This is a genomic window from Aestuariibaculum sp. M13 (assembly GCF_024723255.1).
Taxonomy (GTDB): Bacteria; Bacteroidota; Bacteroidia; order Flavobacteriales; family Flavobacteriaceae; genus Aestuariibaculum; species Aestuariibaculum lutulentum.
Genome location: NZ_JANIAC010000001.1, coordinates 721,647 through 739,350 on the forward strand (window position 1 = coordinate 721,647; position 17,704 = coordinate 739,350).

The following is a 17,704-nucleotide window of genomic DNA, read 5'->3' on the forward strand; positions in this document are numbered from 1 at the left end:
TAGATTATTTTTCAGGAAGGTAGATTTTGCCGGAACTATGGTCTCTATTTGCTCCGGTTACACTTTGAAGACAGTTATTTTCATTACGAAGTTTAAGTACTCCCAAGAACCCAAAAATTAAAGCTTCTTTAAATTCCACTATGGCATTTTCAGGTATTAAAATAGTATTATTTGTATAATGCTTTAGTCTTTCTATTAAATAGACATTGTAAACGCCACCTCCTGTAACATACACCGAAGCCAGTTCCTTTTTATTAATTTCAGCTGCCAACTGTATGGCAATATGTTCAACAAACGTGGATAGAATATCTTTAATTTCAAGTTGAAAAGCATCGATTAAAGGAAAAATATTTACTTTCACCCATTCTAAGCCCAGGCTTTTAGGGTATGCTTCCTTATAAAATCCTAAAGCATTCAACTTATCTAACAATTCTGCATTGACAGATCCCGAAGCTGCGATAGTACCAGAATCATCATAATCAAATCCTAATTGCTTTACATAGTGATTCAAAACAATATTTACCGGACAGATGTCGTAAGCAATACGCTTATCGTTTTCATCTGTTGAGATATTGGCGAAACCACCCAAGTTCAAACAGAAATCGTAATCAGAAAACAATAGCTTATCCCCTATCGGGACCAAAGGCGCTCCTTGCCCTCCATATTCTACATCCTGAACTCTAAAATCACAAACGACCTTTTGCCCTAAAACCTCAGCAAGCATCTGTAAATTTCCAATTTGGTAAGTTAACTTCTTTTCCGGCTGATGTAACGCCGTATGCCCGTGCGAACACACCGCATCAATATCATTTAAATTATACTTTTCAATAAAGGCAGCTATTACACCTGCAAGATATTTGGTATACGCGACATCTATAACTTTTAATTCTTCAAAAGTATTGGCAACCAAACCTCTCAATTGCTCCACCCAAAATTTAGGATACGCAACAGTTTCACTATAAACAATATCGAACTGCCATTGCTTTCCTTTTTCAAAAATTACATAAACCAAATCGATACCATCTAACGATGTTCCCGACATCACACCTATTACCTTAAATTTATTTTTTGCCATACCCAACAAAAATAAGAATGGTTTTTAATAAATTATCATTAAAAAGCTATATTTGTGTATATTTTTTACCAAATAAACAAAATAACTAAGAATTATGAATTTTAATCTTTCCGAAGAACATAAAATGATACGTGATGCAGCACGCGATTTTGCTCAAAACGAATTGCTGCCCGGTGTTATTGAACGTGATGAAAAACAACACTTTCCTGATGAACTCGTTAAAAAAATGGGCGACCTTGGATTTTTAGGTATCATGGTAGACCCGAAATACGGTGGCAGTGGTATGGATACCATTTCATATGTTCTTATTATGGAAGAGCTTTCTAAAATTGACGCTTCGGCTTCGGTTATTGTTTCGGTTAATAATTCTTTAGTTTGCTATGGTTTAGAAGCCTATGGTACGGAAGAACAAAAACAAAAATATTTAACAAAACTGGCCACCGGCGAATTCGTTGGTGCTTTTTGTTTAAGTGAACCTGAAGCCGGAAGTGATGCAACCTCTCAAAAAACAACAGCTATAGATAAAGGCGACCACTATATTTTAAACGGAACAAAAAACTGGATTACCAATGGTGGGCGCGCCGATGTTTATCTGGTTATTGCACAAACCGACAGAGACAAAGGTTCTCATGGCATTAACGTCTTTATTGTTGAAAAAGGCATGGAAGGCTTCCATATTGGACCGAAAGAAAACAAACTAGGCATCCGTGGAAGCGATACGCACACCCTTCAGTTTAACGATGTGAAAGTACCTAAAGAAAATCGCATTGGCGATGATGGTTCTGGATTTCGTTTCGCTATGAAAACGCTTTCTGGCGGCCGTATTGGAATAGCTGCTCAAGCTTTAGGAATCGCTTCTGGCGCTTACGAATTGGCTTTAAAATATTCAAAAGAACGTAAAGCTTTTGGTACCGAAATTTGCAACCATCAAGCTATTGCTTTTAAATTAGCCGATATGTATTCTGATATTGAAGCTGCTCGTTACTTAGTCATGCGCGCTGCCTGGGATAAGGACCAGGGTGCTAATTACGACGTTTCTAGTGCTGTGGCTAAATTACAGGCCTCAAAAACCGCCATGCAGCATACTACAGAAGCCGTTCAGATATTTGGAGGTAATGGTTTCGTAAAAGATTATCATGTAGAACGCTTAATGCGTGACGCTAAAATTACTCAGATTTACGAAGGCACTTCTGAGATTCAAAAAATTGTTATCTCAAGAAGTATTACAAAAAATTAAGTTCTACTTTTCAATTTCTAGATCAAAAAACCGAAATGTTTTTAAGTCCGTTATTTCCATTGTGAATAATGGACTTTTTTTGTTAAGAATTTTAAAACCTTTCGACTTTAAAACTGTAGATTTCTATCTTTAAACAAAAAAGAATCATGCAAAAAACATATTACGACCCAGCCGATTTAAAGAAATTCGGAAAAATATCGGAATGGAATGAAGAACTTGGTGCTAAATTTTTCGAGTACTACGGAAAAGTCTTTGAAGAAGGCGCTTTAACCGAACGTGAAAAATCGTTAATCGCCTTAGCCGTTTCTCATACTATTCAGTGCCCTTATTGCATTGATGCTTATACCGGTGACGGTTTACAGCGTGGAATTACCAAAGAAGAAATGATGGAAGCTCTACACGTGGCCGCTGCTATTCGTGGTGGTGCTTCATTAGTACACGGCGTTCAAATGATGAACAAAGTGAATAAATTAGATATGTAATACAACTTACTTTTTTTCTTAAATCGTAAAAGAACTTAGTATTTATGATTAAATCCCTTCACAAGCGAGAAAGTGACTTGGCTAACGCAAAAAGGCAGGTTGAAATCCTATCTAATGGTATTTTCCAACAAGGCGAATTACCAACCTTTAAAGCTAAAATTTCAGAAACCAATCAGTTTCCTATAAAAGCTAAAAAGCTTGAAATTTTACAAATAAACGTAGGTTACATGTGCAATCAAACGTGTAACCATTGCCATGTTGATGCCGGCCCAGACCGCAAAGAAATTATGAGTAAGGATACGATGCTACAATGTTTGGAGGTGATTAAAAACACTGGTGCTCATACGCTGGATTTAACTGGTGGAGCTCCAGAAATGAATCCTCATTTTCGATGGTTTGTAGATGAAGCTTCAAAGGCTGGTATAAAAGATTTTATTGTTCGATCGAATCTTACCATCATTACAGCCAACAAAAAACATCACGATTTACCAGAATTTTTTAAAAACCATAATGTTCATGTGGTAAGTTCTATGCCACACTGGACTAAAGGCAAAACCGATAAGCAACGTGGCGATGGCGTTTTTGATGCTTCACTTAAAGCCTTAAAAATGCTGAATGATGTTGGTTACGGCATACCAGACAGCAACCTAAAATTAGATTTAGTTTATAATCCATCAGGTGCTTTTTTACCAGGAAATCAAATGGCAATGGAGAAAGATTTTAAAAAAGCGCTGTTTGATGACTTTGGCATTCATTTTCACAACCTATTTGCCTTAACCAATTTACCAATTAGTCGGTTTTTAGATTATTTAATTGCTTCTGAAAATTATGAAGATTATATGTATGCTTTGGTTGAGGCTTTTAATCCGAATGCAGTTAAAAATGTGATGTGCACCAACACGATTTCAGTAAGTTGGGATGGTTATTTATACGATTGCGATTTCAATCAAATGCTGGAACTTCCTGTAAATAGTATAGCTAAACACATTTCAGAATACAACGAAAACTTATTAGAAGGGCGCGACATTGTTATTTCTCAACATTGTTACGGTTGTACGGCTGGCGCTGGAAGCAGTTGCCAGGGCACTGTCGCTTAATTCACAAAAACATGGCATTTTTAAACAAAAAAGGACAAGATGATGATAACGACATGACGTTTGATTTTCATTTTCCAACATCGAAAAAGGCTTTAATTATTTTTACCCGAAATCCGAAATTAGGCAAATGCAAAACGCGACTTGCTAAAACCATTGGTAACGAAGCGGCTCTTAACATTTACAAACACCTGCTAAAACATACCGCTTCAGTCACTGAAAAATTATCTGTCGACAAATTTGTTTTCTATTCTGAAAACATCATGAAAGATGATTTATGGAACTCAGACATTTTTAAAAAGAAACTACAAACCGGCAACGATTTAGGAGAACGTATGCAACACGCTTTCACCGAACTTTTCAGCTTAGATTACCACAAAATTGTTATTGTAGGAAGCGATGTATTAGATTTAAATGCCGATATTATAAACGACGCGTTTCAAAAATTAAATAATAGCGATTATGTTATTGGTCCAGCAAAGGATGGCGGATACTATCTGTTAGGAATGAGACGTTTAAATTCAGAAGTTTTCAAGAATAAAAACTGGGGAACCGAAACCGTTTTAAAGGATACTTTAGAAAATTTACAAAACAACAACGTTTACATGTTAAAAGAGTTAAACGATATTGATACCTTTGAAGATATTGAAGACTATCAAGAATTAAAACCGTATTACACCCAATGATTAAGATAATAAACGAAACTACAGATTACTTAAAAGGCAAAGGCTTCGACAATCCTGAAATAGGTATTATTCTGGGAACAGGTCTTGGTCAGCTTGTTAATGAAATTGAAATTTTGCACGAGGTTAGCTATAACCACATTCCAAACTTCCCGACTGCTACCGTAGAATTTCATAAAGGGAAATTAATTTATGGCGTTTTAGAAGGAAAAAAGGTTATGGTTATGCAAGGGCGCTTCCATCTATACGAGGGCTACAGTTTACCCGACGTCACGTTTCCGGTTCGTATTATGGAAAAATTGGGGATAAATACCCTATTAGTTTCTAATGCTGCTGGTGCAATTAACACCAACTTTAAAAAAGGTGAATTAATGCTTCTCGACGACCATATTAACCTTCAGGGTGATTCGCCATTAGCTTTTAAAGGTGTTGAACATTTAGGTGAGCGCTTTGTAGATATGAGTGCCCCTTACAGTAGCGAGATTAACTCGAAATTTAAAACCATTGCAAAAAATCATGGCATTACTTTACACGAAGGTGTTTATGCCAGTGTTCTGGGACCGCAATTGGAAACCAGAGCAGAATACCGTATGCTGAAAATTATTGGTGCAGATGCTGTGGGAATGAGTACTGCTCCTGAAGTTATTGTTGCAAACCACCTCAAACTTAAAGTAGCTGCTGTTTCTGTTTTAACCGATGAGTGTGACCCGGACAACTTACAACCTGTTGACATTACCGAAATTATTGAAATGGCTAAAAAAGCTGAACCTAACATGATTACCTTGTTCCGTGATCTTATTAAGTCGTTATAAACTTCAACATATAACTCAAAAAAGAAAGGCTTGGTTTTTACCAAGCCTTTCTTTTTTATATCTAAAAATTAGTAACACGTACAATCCTCAATCTTGAAAATAATACCTAAACTGTGTTGCCAGTGTTTTGTTAAATAATCTTCAAACGAATGCTTGTAAGTGGTTTCCCAACTTAAACCAATGGTTTCAGAAAACCAGTATTTTAAACCTACACTTGCATTGATAGTTGCAGCTCCAACTAAATCATCAGTTCCGTTAGCTGCCGAAAGCATATTATACTCTCCTTCCTGAATCCAGGTATATCCTAAACCTAAACCAGCAAAAGGCTCTACTTTTTCAGACTCAAACAAGTTATTGATATTTGTATTGATCATGGCATCGAAGCCTAAATAAGTCAATTTATCAACTTCTACTCGAGAATCACCCGTAAATTCACCCCATTTTCTTAATTTATTAAAAGAGGCTCTTACACTTACAAAAACATCATCACTTATGTATCTGGCAACCTTAACAGTTGGTAATCCAATATTCCAGTGATCGTTAACATTAAAGAACTCATCTAAAAACGGACCTTGGGGCGCATCCTCTCCTACCGAATAGACATTTACCGCATTAATTCCTGCTTCAAAAACCCATGGACTGCCTCCATATTTTTGGGCAAATGCAGATAAAACAAACACCATTGAACATAAACTCAAAAAAATCTTTTTCATACTTTTCAGTTAAATATTAATAAATTTAGGGCTGGCGAAATTAGCAATTTTAGGTTATTTAAAACGTCACCACAACAACTCATATTGCTTTTCCTTTGAGTTATTCGATGAATGACATGAAATTGCAAACCCGACCCTGTATTTACGAGGTGACCGAAAAAAAAGATGTTATCCATTATAAATTTGATGAACTTCGCTGTTATTTTTACATGGGCATCCCGACCTAACTTTTATTAAAAATTAATACACCAAATGAGTTACCTTAAAACCACCCACAATGTTTACAAAGAAGCTGCTCTAACACCAGATGTTGGTTTATGTTGCACCACTAACCCCATTTGGGAGCTGCCGGGATTAAAAATTCCGAAGATCATGCAGGAAATGAATTATGGTTGTGGCAGTACAGTTCATGCTCGTGATTTAACCAACAACCCTAAAATGCTTTATGTGGGTGTTGGTGGTGGTATGGAACTTTTACAGTTTTCCTATTTTAACCGTGAGATTGGTGGTGTTATTGGAATTGATGTAGTAGATGAAATGCTGAAAGCATCAAGAAAAAATTTTAAGGAAGCCGAAACTATAAACCCATGGTTTAAAAGTGAATTTATCGACCTTAAAAAAGGAGATGCCTTAAGCCTTCCTGTTGAAGATAATTCTATTGATGTTGCAGCTCAGAATTGTCTCTTTAATATTTTTAAAGCTGAAGATTTAAAAAAAGCCATCTCAGAAATGTACCGTGTGTTAAAACCTCACGGACGTTTAGTTATGAGTGACCCAACTTGCGAACAGCCTATGAACGACATCCTTCGAAACGACGAAAGATTACGAGCTCTTTGTCTAAGTGGAAGCCTGCCAATTAACGATTATATTAAAATGCTTACTGATGCCGGTTTTGGAACCATTGAAATTCGCGCCAGAAAGCCTTACCGAATTCTTGACCCTAAAAATTACCCAACCGACGAACTTATATACATTGAATCTATAGAAGTGGCAGCTATTAAAGATCCAATGCCTGAAGATGGTCCATGTGTATTTACAGGAAAAGCTGCTATATACTTTGGTGACAGCGGTTATTTTGATGATAAAAAAGGGCATATTCTCTTAAAAAATCAACCTTTGGCTATATGCGACAAAACAGCCAATGCTCTGGAGTCTTTAAACCGAGATGACATTTTTATAAGTAAATCTACCTACCATTACGATGGTGGTGGCTGCTGTTAATTTTCCGTTTTAAAATTTAAAAATATGGCTCAGTGTCCATGCTGGGCCAATTAATAAAAACTGAAGATCTTTTAAAAAGGAAGGTTTCTTTCCTTCATGCTTGTGACCAATAAACTGAAACACCCATGCTATGGCAAAAATGATTAACATAATCATCCATAAAGGAGCAATACCAAAACCATCTATAACCTGAATTCCGAAAAGCACCAAAACAGAAAACAGAAGCATGACAACAAACAATTTAAAAGACAATTTCAAATAATAGAACATCACCAATAAAATTCCTAAAGTCCCGAAATGCAAATAAGATTTTATCCATTCAGGGTTGAAATCTGCAAACAAATTTCCTATTGGGATACAAGCCAACAAACCAACAATTGAAAAGAAAATGGCAGGTACGCATACATAATGAATCCGTTTATTGTATGCTGTTTGATGGCTTTCGGAATACTCAGCCAAAAGGCTATTTAATGTCCTCATAATGTCTTATTTTTACGTTTAGTTTAGTCGCTATGGATAAATATATAGAAATAATACAAAAGTCTTATACTGGTTACTGGAATTACCTGAAACACGAACTAATCACGATTAACCACTGGGACAATTATTTTTATGGTCTTATTTTCATTTCATTAGCCGTTTGGCTTTTAGAAATTATTTTTCCCTGGCGTAAGGAACAATCTATTGTTAGAAAAGATTTCTGGTTAGATACCTTTTATATGTTTTTCAATTTTTTCCTTCTGAATTTAATCGTCCTTATAGCCTTATCTAATACTGCGGCTCAATTTTTCAATGATATCCTTTCGGTTTTCGGTCTAAGCATTTCCAGTTTCCAACTTTTCGACGTTGATGCACTACCAAAAGTGTTAGGCCTATTTATCTTTTTTATTGTTGGCGATTTTATTCAGTGGAATACGCACAGACTTTTACATCGTGTTCCCTTACTTTGGAATTTCCATAAAGTACATCACTCTGTTAAAGAGATGGGCTTTGCAGCACATTTACGCTACCACTGGATGGAACCTGTAGTTTATAAATCACTACTTTATATCCCTATGGCAATTATTGGTGGTTTCGACGCTCAGGATGTAGCTATCATCCACTTTTTCAATATTACCATAGGGCATTTAAATCATGCCAATCTGGGTTGGAACTACGGCCCATTAAAATACATTTTAAACAATCCGAAAATGCACATCTGGCATCATGTTAAAGATTTACCTAAACAAGCCAAATATGGCATTAACTACGGTATCACTTTAAGCATTTGGGATTACCTGTTTAAAACGGCTCATATACCATACAACGGTCGGGATATTGAATTGGGTTTTGAAGGTGACGAAGACTTCCCAAAAGATTTTTTAAATCAGGAATTGTACCCCCTAAATAAAAAATAATCAACCGATTATTACATTATAAACGGTGAATCGTCTATTTTTATAGTAAACAGCAATACTATGAAACTCACCTACACCTTCTTTTTTTGCTTTTTATGGCTTCATTTTTCTATATCTGCCCAGGAAACTATTAAAGCCACTATTTTAGATTCTATTTCAAAAAGCCCCATTCCATTTGCAACCATTTCAACTACCAACAATTTTGGAGTGATAAGTAATGAATATGGTGAATTCCAAATTAATCTAAACAGTACAGACCAAATCGATTTAACTATTCAGTGTTTAGGTTACGAAAGCAAAATTATTCCGGTAAAAACATTTAAAGACAGCATTGTTTTGCTTCACCCTAAATCTATTGAATTAGATGAAGTGCTGGTTTCCAACAAACATTACACTGCAGAAGAAATCATTGATAAAGTAAAAGATAACCTGCTACAAAATTATAGTACAGATTTTTCCAAAAATACGCTGTTTTCCAGAACGTCTTTCAATACAAAAATGCAGAAACAGGAGATTGATATTGAAAAAAGTAGTATTCCAGAACTTAATCAGGCCTTTATTGACAGTGTGATTCAATCGCTTCCAAAAAACAACGACTACCATACCGAACTTTTAGGCAATCTGTATACTAACAACTATAGCCATTCTCAGAAACTCGAAGTCATTAAAGCCTCAAAATTATATAATAAAGACACCGAAATCAATTTAAAAAGTTTTGAAACCAAACTTAAAGATATCGCTCAAAAACACATAAAACGGGATTCGTATATAAAAATAAAATCGGGTTGGTTTGGCACCAAGGAAAGTATAGACTCTTCGTTTTTTGAAACTGAAGAAGCTAAACAATCCAAGGCATTGCTCGACGAGCAGGAAACAGATGAAAACTCTCGAAAAGAACTCTTTTTTATGAGTAATAAGCAAGCTATATCTAACTTAATTAATAAAAGCTTTATTTCCGAAAAAAGCGACCTCAACTTCATTCATAAATCCAGTAAATATGAATTTCAGCTTTTAGATTATGCTTTTTTAAACGACGATTTTGTTTATAAAATAAGTTTCACACCTAAGCGTGGTGCCGATTATCAAGGCATTCTATATATTAATACCGATAATTTTGCTGTGGTTCGTGTTGATTACAGAAATGTAAAAGATTTAAGAGACTTTAGTTTACTTGGCATTTCATTCAAAGAATATAAAAAAGAAGGCACTTTAATTTATGGTAAAAATGAAGACCGAAGTTATACTTTAAGATTTGCTGAAAACATACAAGGCCATAATATAGGCATTAAAAGACCTTTAAAAATTGTTGAAAAGAATAAAAACACCCAGGGCCGAAGAAAACAAAACGAACTGGTTTCAGATATTCATTTCATCCTCTCAAGTTCCTCTAAACAAGTACTTGTTGTTTTTGAAACCCAAATGATATCTGAAAGCAAATTCAATGATTTTAAGGAAAACCCAAAAATAAAACCAACCTATTTACCCAAATATGATCCAGATTTCTGGGCGGGTTACAACGTTATTGAACCCAATCAGGCTATCAAAGATTTTAAAATCATGGAATAATTATCCTCTGTTTCGTCCTTTTTCGTCAGGATACAGATCTTTAACAATATCGCTTTGAACATAAGCTTTGGTATCTACATTCATACCGGTAATGCGTCCGAAAAAAGCAGCACCGGTATCAATATTCCACACATTAGCCGCATTCATAGGTTCAAACGATCCAAAGTTTATGGTTGGAGTATGCCCGATAAAAATTTCGTTGTAATGCTTTAACCTATTTGGGTATCTTGATGAATTCTCATCGATGCTTTTATCCAGACCTAAAGCCATTTCCCAAAGTGTTCGATCTGTTGAAAAACTACTAACCATTGGCTCCTTACTCACCCCATGCATTGAGGTAAACCCTGCATGAATAAACAACCTGTTTTTATCATCTATATGATACCAAGGCATTGCTTTAAAGAATTCATGATGCAGTAGTTTTTCCTCCTTTGAAAAAGTAGCATAACTGTCCATGGTTTCCTTTCCACCATGAATATACCAGGTCGGATTCACGTAATCGGATTTCAACCAGTCTTCGCACCACACATCATGATTTCCCTTGATAAAAACACAGTTTATTTTTTCAGATAAATCGATTAAAAACTCGATAATTTGGGCGGACTCACTCCAACCATCGACATAATCGCCCATAAAAATTAAAGTATCCTCCTCTTTAACTTCTAATTGATTTAATACCTGAATTAAAGCTTTAAAACCTCCGTGAATATCACCAATGGCATACGTACTCATGCGTTCTTTTTTATGCAAAACTAAGAGATTCCCTTAAAACTAATAAGAATGAAAAGTTATTTTAAGTTAAAATTGAAGATTTCATGAATACACAAAACAAGCGCTAAAAAATTAATAACGAGCGTACCAATCTTTAATAAAAACCTCAACGGGTTTATTTTGTGGTGTAAACATAAAATTCTCATTTCCTCCTGATGTTTCATGTTTATGATGCCACTTCCAGAGAAAACCGCCCGCAAACCAGTCTTCATCCCAACAGGTTTCAAACAAAGCTTGTGTTGCATTTAATTGAGCTTCCAGATTAACGTTATTCATTTGTCTATCGGATTCCCAAGGACGTTTCCCTGCATAATCTACACTTCGGTAACCAAACTCGGTAAACAAAATGGGTTTCTTTAAATTTTCTGAAAACATTTCTAAATCCGCTTTATAGTTTATCCAACCTTGTTTGCAATCTTCAACTGTAGGCGTCAGTAAATCGCTTACAGGAAAATAAGCATCAATTCCAATATAATCTAACGCATACCAAAACGGAGTCCGGTTATATTCGTTCCAATTGGCGGCATAAGTTAATTTCCCTGAGTAAATTTTTCTAATATGCTTAATCAATTCGAACCAGAACTCAGGACGATGGTCTATAAATGTTTCAAGTTCGGTGCCTATACAAAATAATTCAACTTTTGCCTCTTCAGCTACTTTGGCAAAATCTAAAATAAATTTTGAGTAAGTTTCTTCAAGTTCTTTCCAGGCTTCTTCAGAATTCATTTTTATTTTTCCCGTAAATTCGCCTCGACTTACCCATATTTGAGGTTTCACCATCACCCTAAATTGCTTGGCTTTAAAAGCATTTACGTACTGCTCTACCCCCTCTTTGGTTTCACCAAACCATTGTCTATTTGAATTGTACGTAATCCGAGGGTGCTCTAAATTACGTATAAACCCAAAAGGCATTATTGCGACATAATTTGCATGAAGTTCAAGAACCGGTTTTATATGTCTGTTGTTTATTGAATCTCTCGATGCAACAAAACTAACACCATTAATCTTTTTGTTTGCATTGGAAGTTATATCGCAACTACTCAGCAAAACCATTAAACCTATAATTATAAAACATTTCATACCTGAAAAATAATGCTATATTTAATTAACATAAATGTTTATTAAACCTTTTTTTGAAAGGTAGCCATGCATTATATGACAAATTGAAAAAAATTATGAGCGAATTAAAAACCAAAAATCAAGAACCTAATATTTTTAAATGGGCTTTTAAATTTGCTGCATCAGCAGGTATTGCCGGCATTTTATGCTGTGTTGCACCTGCAGTTTTATTTATGTTTGGGCTAATGGGAGGCATTTACGCTATATCGTTTGCCGATTTTTTTTATGCTGAAGATGGCTCGGTTGGGTTAGGCTCTTGGATTTTACGTATCATCGCAGTACTAATAGGTGTTTATGGCATTTTTATGTTTAGAAAAAAACAAAACCAATGTTCTATTGACCCAAAACGTAAAAGAAAAAATTTAATTTTAGTTACCCTAATCATAATAGTTCTAGGTATTGGTATTTTTCTTTCTTTAGAAAAATGGTCGTCTTGGTATTTTGACAAGCATATTGTTCCTGCCCAGCAAAAAGAATATCTTCAGCAGCACCAAACAAATTAAAACTAAATCGTATTTTCTCTTTGTATTTCACCCAATATGACCATAATTAACGTTATCATTCCTGCCTACAACGAGGCAGATTCCATTGCAAAAGTTATTAACGACATTCCTGATATTGTTGATGAAATTATTGTTGTTAGCAATAACTCCACAGATCTTACAGAGGTAAATGCAAAAAATGCTGGCGCCACCGTGTTAACCGAAAACAACAGAGGTTACGGCTATGCTTGCTTGAAAGGCATGCAATACATTGAAAATAAGATTGAAAAACCAAATATTATTGTATTTTTGGATGGAGACTATAGCGATTACCCAGAAGAATTAACCAAAATAGTGCAGCCTATTATCGAAAAAAATGTAGACTTTGTTATTGGTTCTCGCGTAAAAAATCTACGTGAACCCGGGTCCATGACAGGACCGCAAATTTTTGGCAACTGGTTGGCCACAAACCTGATGGCTTTATTCTTTTCTGCGAAGTATACCGATCTGGGACCTTTTCGCGCTATTAAATATGATAAACTACTGAATTTAAACATGATAGACAAGACTTACGGTTGGACTATAGAGATGCAACTAAAGGCTTTACAGCAAGAATTATCGTACACAGAAATACCTGTAAATTATAGAAATAGAATTGGTGTCTCAAAAGTTTCAGGAACCATAAAAGGTAGTATATTTGCAGGCATTAAAATCTTAGGTTGGATTTTTAAATATAGTATTAAGAAATGATTTTAGAAACAACAGTTATCATTATTTATAGTGTTGCACTACTGCTAATATTTATGTATGCTTTAGCGCAATTAAATCTTCTTTTCAACTATCTGTCATCAAAGCGATGTAAAGAAAGTTGTGAGACGTTCGATTTATCGAATTCAGACGAAGTGCCATTCGTCACCATCCAATTACCGGTTTATAACGAAATGTACGTTATGGAGCGTTTATTAGATAATATTGCTAAAATCGATTATCCAAAGAACAAACTTGAAATTCAAGTCCTTGACGATTCAACCGACGAAACAGTAGAATCTACTCGCGAGCATGTTGAAAAACTGCAAGCAACAGGATTAGATATTCAGCACATTACCAGAACCAACAGAACTGGTTTTAAAGCCGGAGCCTTAAAAGAGGGTCTTACAATCGCCAAAGGTGAATTTATTGCCATTTTCGATTCGGACTTCTTACCTGAAACAGACTGGTTAAAACGTACTATTCCGTTTTTTAAAGACGAAAACATTGGTGTTGTACAAACCCGCTGGGGGCACTTAAACCGTAACTATTCGTTATTAACAAAAATTCAGGCGTTTGCTTTAGATGCTCACTTTACCTTAGAACAAGTTGGAAGAAACTCTAAAGGACACTTCATTAACTTTAACGGTACGGCTGGTGTATGGCGTAAAGAATGTATTCTTGATGCCGGAAACTGGGAAGGCGATACCTTAACGGAAGATTTAGATTTAAGTTACCGTGCACAGTTAAAAAACTGGAAATTTAAGTATTTAGAAGATGTTAAAACTCCTGCCGAATTACCAGTAGTAATAAGTGCTGCACGTTCTCAACAATTCAGATGGAACAAGGGTGGTGCTGAAAACTTTAGAAAAATGCTTTGGCGTGTATTAAAAAGCGAAAACATTTCTGCTAAAACCAAACTTCATGGTTTATTACACCTTTTAAACAGCACGATGTTCTTAAACGTATTAATTGTTGGTATTTTAAGTATCCCGATGTTATATATTAAAAATGAGTACACGCATTTAAAACCTTACTTCTACGTGATGAGTTTCTTTGTGATTAGTACCATTATTTTCTTTGTATGTTATTGGTTTATGTATAAGAACACGTATGGTGGTGGTATAAAGAATTTTATTAGATACATAGGTATGTTCTTTGTATTCTTCTCAATTGCTATGGGCTTTTCTTTACACAACTCAATTGCTGTATTAGAAGGACACTGGGGTAAGAAAAGTGAATTTGTTCGTACGCCAAAGTTCAACATCAATACACTAAAAGACAGCTGGAAGAAAAACAAGTACCTTAAGAAAACGATTTCAATTCACGTTGTCTTTGAAGGTTTACTTATGCTTTATTTCGGATTTGGAATGTACAGCGCTTTCATCGTAGGAAACCAAGGTGGAGACTTCGGACTATTCCCTTTCCACTTAATGTTATTCGTAGGATTTGGATATGTATTTATTAAATCTCTAACCTCTAAAGTGTAACAAGAGATATCTCAATAAAAACAAAAAAGGCTCGCTAAGTTATAGCGAGCCTTTTTTATTATTCAAAAGTTTCAACTGAATTAATCTTCATCCATTTCCATAATTAAATTAGCAATTAAAGCTGTCCAGCCTGTTTGATGGGAAGCTCCTAACCCTTTTCCGGTATCGCCATCGAAAAACTCATAAAACAAATGCTCGCTTTTAAAATGTTCTTCTTTTGCGAACATATGATTTTCATCATCGGAATGATATTGATATTTTCCATCTTCATTACGTTCAAAAAGCTTTACCAATCTTTTAGTTAATTCATTCGCTATTTGCTTTAGTGTTAATTTATTTCCTGAACCTGTTGGAAATTCATAGGTGTATTTATCTCCATAAAATTTATAATACTTTCTAAGCGATTGAATAATCATATAATTTAATGGCATCCAAATAGGACCACGCCAGTTAGAATTACCACCAAACATATTCGATCGGCTTTCACCGGGTTCATACTGAATTTGATGATGACCATGGTATAAAAACACAAACGGATGTTTTTCATGATATTTTGAAAGTGACCGAATACCATAATCAGAAAGAAATTCATCTTCATCCAATAAACGCTTTAATAAATGCTCCAACCTGAATCCTCTCATTATTGCAAACAGGTAATTACCTTCTTCGTTGGTGTGATCTAAATTAGAAATCAACGAAGCCAAATCCGGACGCGTTCTGATAATCTCATTGGCTTTACGTCGAAACTTTTTCAACTCTTCAAACAAATCTTCATGCATAATTTCTACAGCAAACATAGGAATAACACCTACCAGCGATCTTACTTTTAATCGTTCGGTTGCACCTGATTCCATTTCAACAACGTCGTAATAGAAATTATCTTCATCGTCCCAAAGCGATATATCTTTTTGACCAATATGATGCATGGCCCACGCTATATTTAAAAAGTGTCTGAAAAACTTAGCTGCTACTTCCTCATATATTTTGTTGGTTTTAGCCAATTCTAAAGACATTCGCAGCATGTTTAAAGTAAACATAGCCATCCAGCTTGTAGCATCGGCTTGCTGCATTCTAGTAATTCCAGGTGGCATATGATTACGGTCGAAAACACCAATATTATCTAATCCTAAGAATCCTCCCTCAAATAAGTCGATACCGTTTTTATCCTTTTGATTAACCCACCAGGTGAAATTTATAAGTAATTTTTGAAACACAGTCTCCAAAAATCTGGTATCTCCCTTTCCTGAGTATTCCTTATCTTTTTCGTAAACCTGCCAAACTGCCCAGGAGTGTACGGGTGGGTTTACGTCACTAAAATTCCATTCGTAAGCCGGAATTTGTCCGTTAGGATGCATATAATTTTCCTGAAGTACCAATTGCAATTGCTCTTTAGCAAAATACGGGTCTATTTCAACAAACGACGCCATATGAAACGCCAAATCCCAGGCCGCGTACCAAGGATATTCCCATTTATCAGGCATGGAAATAACATGCCTGTTGGTTAAATGCTGCCAACTGTAATTTCTTAGGTTTATTCTATCGGGTTTAGGCTCTCCTGGACCTCCAAATAACCATTTAAACACATCGTAGTAATAAAACTGTTTGGTCCATAATAATCCTGAAAAAGCAGCTTTAGCGACCTTTTGATGTGTCTCCGGAACATGAGCTTCTATTGTTTCATTATAGAAGGCTTCACATTCTTGTAATCGTTGTAAAAAAATGTCATCAAAACCCTGAAAAGGAGATTCCATTTTATCTTTACTCAGTCTGACCTTCACACTTCGTTCCTCACCAGGTTTTAAACTAAACTTATACCAAATGGCTAGTTTAGATCCTGTTTTATCTGGATTTACAGATGCCTCACCATTAATAACATGATTATTTATTCCGTCTTTCACATAATCGACATCGTTAGGAACATTGTAAATTCGTTTATTATTAGTCTCATTTTCACAGAACAACTGTTCGCCACCTTCATGATAAAAATAATAACGCCCATTTCTAACACTTCTCGCAATAACTGTTTCGTCTTGCGAGGTAGACAACCTCATACTTGGCCGCTCAAAACGTTTGTTATGCTTCCAGAAATTTCGATACCAAAGGTGTGGTAAAACATGAATGTCTGCAGCCTTCTCTCCTCGATTTACAACCGTAACTTTTAGCAAAATATCATCTACATCAGCCTTGGCATATTCAATATAGCAATCGAAATACGCATTATTCTTAAAACAGCCGGTATCAAGAATTTCATATTCCGCTTCGTCACGACTTCTACGATTTCTATCCACCAAGTCACTATATGGAAATGCATTATGAGGGTACTTATAAAGATATTTGTTATACGAATGTGTTGGTGTAGATACCTGATGAAAATAAAGCTCTTTAACATCTTCGCCATGATTTCCCTGATTATTGGTTAACCCGAATAAACGCTCCTTTAAAATAGGGTCTTTACCATTCCAAAAGGCAGGTGCCATGCATAAAATTTCACGTGAATCACAAAAACCACCAATACCTTCTTCTCCCCAACGAAACGCATTACTCCTCGCTTTATCATGATCTATAAACTCCCAGGATTCTCCATACAAACTATAATCTTCTCGAACGGTTCCCCATTGCCTTTCCGCTAAATACGGCCCCCATTGTTTCCACTTTCTATAATTATCTTCGGTATGCAATCGTTGTGCTTCAGGTCCTTTTTGCTTCATATCAATCTTTCTTTTGGTTAGGGATTAAGCCTCTAAACGTCAACTAAGAACTGTTACGGACTCACATAAATTTAAGTTTTTTATTTCCAAAAAAATCCTTTCATTCA

General features: G+C 35.4%; 17 protein-coding genes. 11 read left to right on the top strand and 6 right to left on the bottom strand.

Annotated elements, in window-relative coordinates; translation table 11 throughout:
• Positions 1 to 4 precede the first annotated feature (4 nt).
• Positions 5 to 1,075, bottom strand: coding sequence for an anhydro-N-acetylmuramic acid kinase (locus NO995_RS03280; protein WP_258226238.1), 1,071 nt, complete (start codon positions 1,073 to 1,075; stop codon positions 5 to 7).
• A 94-nt stretch (positions 1,076 to 1,169) separates the two neighbouring features.
• Between NO995_RS03280 and NO995_RS03285 the strand changes: the two genes are divergently transcribed.
• The 5 genes from NO995_RS03285 (at position 1,170) to NO995_RS03305 (ending at position 5,383) form a co-directional block, all read left to right on the top strand.
• Entirely contained in the window at positions 1,170 to 2,312 is a 1,143-nt protein-coding gene (locus tag NO995_RS03285) for an acyl-CoA dehydrogenase (protein ID WP_258226239.1), read from the top strand.
• Positions 2,313 to 2,458: 146 nt separating this feature from the next.
• On the top strand, positions 2,459 to 2,794 hold the full coding sequence (locus tag NO995_RS03290) for an arsenosugar biosynthesis-associated peroxidase-like protein (protein ID WP_240571923.1): 336 nt from the start codon (positions 2,459 to 2,461) through the stop codon (positions 2,792 to 2,794).
• Between the two features lie 44 nt (positions 2,795 to 2,838).
• Positions 2,839 to 3,891 carry an arsenosugar biosynthesis radical SAM (seleno)protein ArsS gene (arsS, locus tag NO995_RS03295; RefSeq protein WP_258226240.1) on the top strand — a complete coding sequence of 351 codons (1,053 nt, stop codon included), beginning with the start codon at positions 2,839 to 2,841 and terminating at the stop codon, positions 3,889 to 3,891.
• 11 nt (positions 3,892 to 3,902) lie between these two features.
• Positions 3,903 to 4,574, top strand: coding sequence for a TIGR04282 family arsenosugar biosynthesis glycosyltransferase (locus NO995_RS03300; protein WP_258226241.1), 672 nt, complete (start codon positions 3,903 to 3,905; stop codon positions 4,572 to 4,574).
• Positions 4,571 to 5,383, top strand: coding sequence for a purine-nucleoside phosphorylase (locus NO995_RS03305; protein ID WP_258226242.1), 813 nt, complete (start codon positions 4,571 to 4,573; stop codon positions 5,381 to 5,383). Before NO995_RS03300 ends, NO995_RS03305 begins: the two co-directional genes overlap by 4 nt.
• Before the next feature lie 68 nt (positions 5,384 to 5,451).
• Here the strand turns inward: NO995_RS03305 and NO995_RS03310 are convergent, their stop codons facing one another.
• Positions 5,452 to 6,096 (bottom strand): hypothetical protein, encoded by a 645-nt coding sequence (locus NO995_RS03310; protein ID WP_258226243.1) that lies wholly within the window; start codon positions 6,094 to 6,096, stop codon positions 5,452 to 5,454.
• Between the two features lie 252 nt (positions 6,097 to 6,348).
• On the opposite strand from NO995_RS03310, the gene arsM reads away from it, so the two are divergent.
• Entirely contained in the window at positions 6,349 to 7,317 is a 969-nt protein-coding gene (arsM, locus tag NO995_RS03315; protein WP_258226244.1) for an arsenosugar biosynthesis arsenite methyltransferase ArsM, read from the top strand.
• Positions 7,318 to 7,326: 9 nt separating this feature from the next.
• Here arsM and NO995_RS03320 read toward each other — a convergent pair whose 3' ends face one another.
• The gene (locus tag NO995_RS03320) at positions 7,327 to 7,797 is read right to left on the bottom strand and encodes a DUF962 domain-containing protein (protein WP_258226245.1); all 471 of its coding nucleotides are present in this window, start codon (positions 7,795 to 7,797) and stop codon (positions 7,327 to 7,329) included.
• Between the two features lie 32 nt (positions 7,798 to 7,829).
• Between NO995_RS03320 and NO995_RS03325 the strand changes: the two genes are divergently transcribed.
• Together NO995_RS03325 and NO995_RS03330 are read left to right on the top strand one after the other, a co-directional pair.
• Positions 7,830 to 8,714, top strand: coding sequence for a sterol desaturase family protein (locus tag NO995_RS03325; RefSeq protein ID WP_258226246.1), 885 nt, complete (start codon positions 7,830 to 7,832; stop codon positions 8,712 to 8,714).
• Between the two features lie 60 nt (positions 8,715 to 8,774).
• Positions 8,775 to 10,280: a carboxypeptidase-like regulatory domain-containing protein gene (locus NO995_RS03330; RefSeq protein ID WP_258226247.1), complete on the top strand. Its 1,506-nt coding sequence runs from the start codon at positions 8,775 to 8,777 to the stop codon at positions 10,278 to 10,280.
• Here the strand turns inward: NO995_RS03330 and NO995_RS03335 are convergent, their stop codons facing one another.
• Both NO995_RS03335 and NO995_RS03340 read right to left on the bottom strand, forming a co-directional pair.
• Complete coding sequence (locus NO995_RS03335; RefSeq protein ID WP_258226248.1) at positions 10,281 to 11,012, bottom strand: metallophosphoesterase family protein; 732 nt, start codon at positions 11,010 to 11,012, stop codon at positions 10,281 to 10,283.
• 111 nt (positions 11,013 to 11,123) lie between these two features.
• Positions 11,124 to 12,131 (bottom strand): glycoside hydrolase TIM-barrel-like domain-containing protein, encoded by a 1,008-nt coding sequence (locus NO995_RS03340; RefSeq protein ID WP_258226249.1) that lies wholly within the window; start codon positions 12,129 to 12,131, stop codon positions 11,124 to 11,126.
• A 95-nt stretch (positions 12,132 to 12,226) separates the two neighbouring features.
• Here NO995_RS03340 and NO995_RS03345 point away from each other — a divergent pair, with 95 nt between their 5' ends.
• Genes NO995_RS03345 through NO995_RS03355 form a run of 3 tightly spaced genes read left to right on the top strand, consistent with a single transcriptional unit; the run spans position 12,227 to position 14,889 of the window.
• Positions 12,227 to 12,673, top strand: coding sequence for a hypothetical protein (locus tag NO995_RS03345; RefSeq protein ID WP_258226250.1), 447 nt, complete (start codon positions 12,227 to 12,229; stop codon positions 12,671 to 12,673).
• Positions 12,674 to 12,709: 36 nt separating this feature from the next.
• Positions 12,710 to 13,402, top strand: coding sequence for a glycosyltransferase family 2 protein (locus NO995_RS03350; protein ID WP_258226251.1), 693 nt, complete (start codon positions 12,710 to 12,712; stop codon positions 13,400 to 13,402).
• A complete protein-coding gene (locus NO995_RS03355) occupies positions 13,399 to 14,889 on the top strand; it encodes a cellulose synthase family protein (RefSeq protein WP_258226252.1) in 1,491 nt (496 codons plus the stop codon). Before NO995_RS03350 ends, NO995_RS03355 begins: the two co-directional genes overlap by 4 nt.
• 80 nt (positions 14,890 to 14,969) lie before the next feature.
• Here NO995_RS03355 and NO995_RS03360 read toward each other — a convergent pair whose 3' ends face one another.
• Entirely contained in the window at positions 14,970 to 17,597 is a 2,628-nt protein-coding gene (locus NO995_RS03360; protein ID WP_258226253.1) for a glucosidase, read from the bottom strand.
• Positions 17,598 to 17,704: the final 107 nt, after the last annotated feature.

Coding starts and splice junctions, on each gene's coding strand:
- NO995_RS03280 (WP_258226238.1), bottom strand. CDS start 1,075: ATGGCAAAAAATAAATTTAAGGTAATAGGTGTGATGTCGGGAACATCG.
- NO995_RS03285 (WP_258226239.1), top strand. CDS start 1,170: ATGAATTTTAATCTTTCCGAAGAACATAAAATGATACGTGATGCAGCA.
- NO995_RS03290 (WP_240571923.1), top strand. CDS start 2,459: ATGCAAAAAACATATTACGACCCAGCCGATTTAAAGAAATTCGGAAAA.
- arsS (WP_258226240.1), top strand. CDS start 2,839: ATGATTAAATCCCTTCACAAGCGAGAAAGTGACTTGGCTAACGCAAAA.
- NO995_RS03300 (WP_258226241.1), top strand. CDS start 3,903: ATGGCATTTTTAAACAAAAAAGGACAAGATGATGATAACGACATGACG.
- NO995_RS03305 (WP_258226242.1), top strand. CDS start 4,571: ATGATTAAGATAATAAACGAAACTACAGATTACTTAAAAGGCAAAGGC.
- NO995_RS03310 (WP_258226243.1), bottom strand. CDS start 6,096: ATGAAAAAGATTTTTTTGAGTTTATGTTCAATGGTGTTTGTTTTATCT.
- arsM (WP_258226244.1), top strand. CDS start 6,349: ATGAGTTACCTTAAAACCACCCACAATGTTTACAAAGAAGCTGCTCTA.
- NO995_RS03320 (WP_258226245.1), bottom strand. CDS start 7,797: ATGAGGACATTAAATAGCCTTTTGGCTGAGTATTCCGAAAGCCATCAA.
- NO995_RS03325 (WP_258226246.1), top strand. CDS start 7,830: ATGGATAAATATATAGAAATAATACAAAAGTCTTATACTGGTTACTGG.
- NO995_RS03330 (WP_258226247.1), top strand. CDS start 8,775: ATGAAACTCACCTACACCTTCTTTTTTTGCTTTTTATGGCTTCATTTT.
- NO995_RS03335 (WP_258226248.1), bottom strand. CDS start 11,012: ATGAGTACGTATGCCATTGGTGATATTCACGGAGGTTTTAAAGCTTTA.
- NO995_RS03340 (WP_258226249.1), bottom strand. CDS start 12,131: ATGAAATGTTTTATAATTATAGGTTTAATGGTTTTGCTGAGTAGTTGC.
- NO995_RS03345 (WP_258226250.1), top strand. CDS start 12,227: ATGAGCGAATTAAAAACCAAAAATCAAGAACCTAATATTTTTAAATGG.
- NO995_RS03350 (WP_258226251.1), top strand. CDS start 12,710: ATGACCATAATTAACGTTATCATTCCTGCCTACAACGAGGCAGATTCC.
- NO995_RS03355 (WP_258226252.1), top strand. CDS start 13,399: ATGATTTTAGAAACAACAGTTATCATTATTTATAGTGTTGCACTACTG.
- NO995_RS03360 (WP_258226253.1), bottom strand. CDS start 17,597: ATGAAGCAAAAAGGACCTGAAGCACAACGATTGCATACCGAAGATAAT.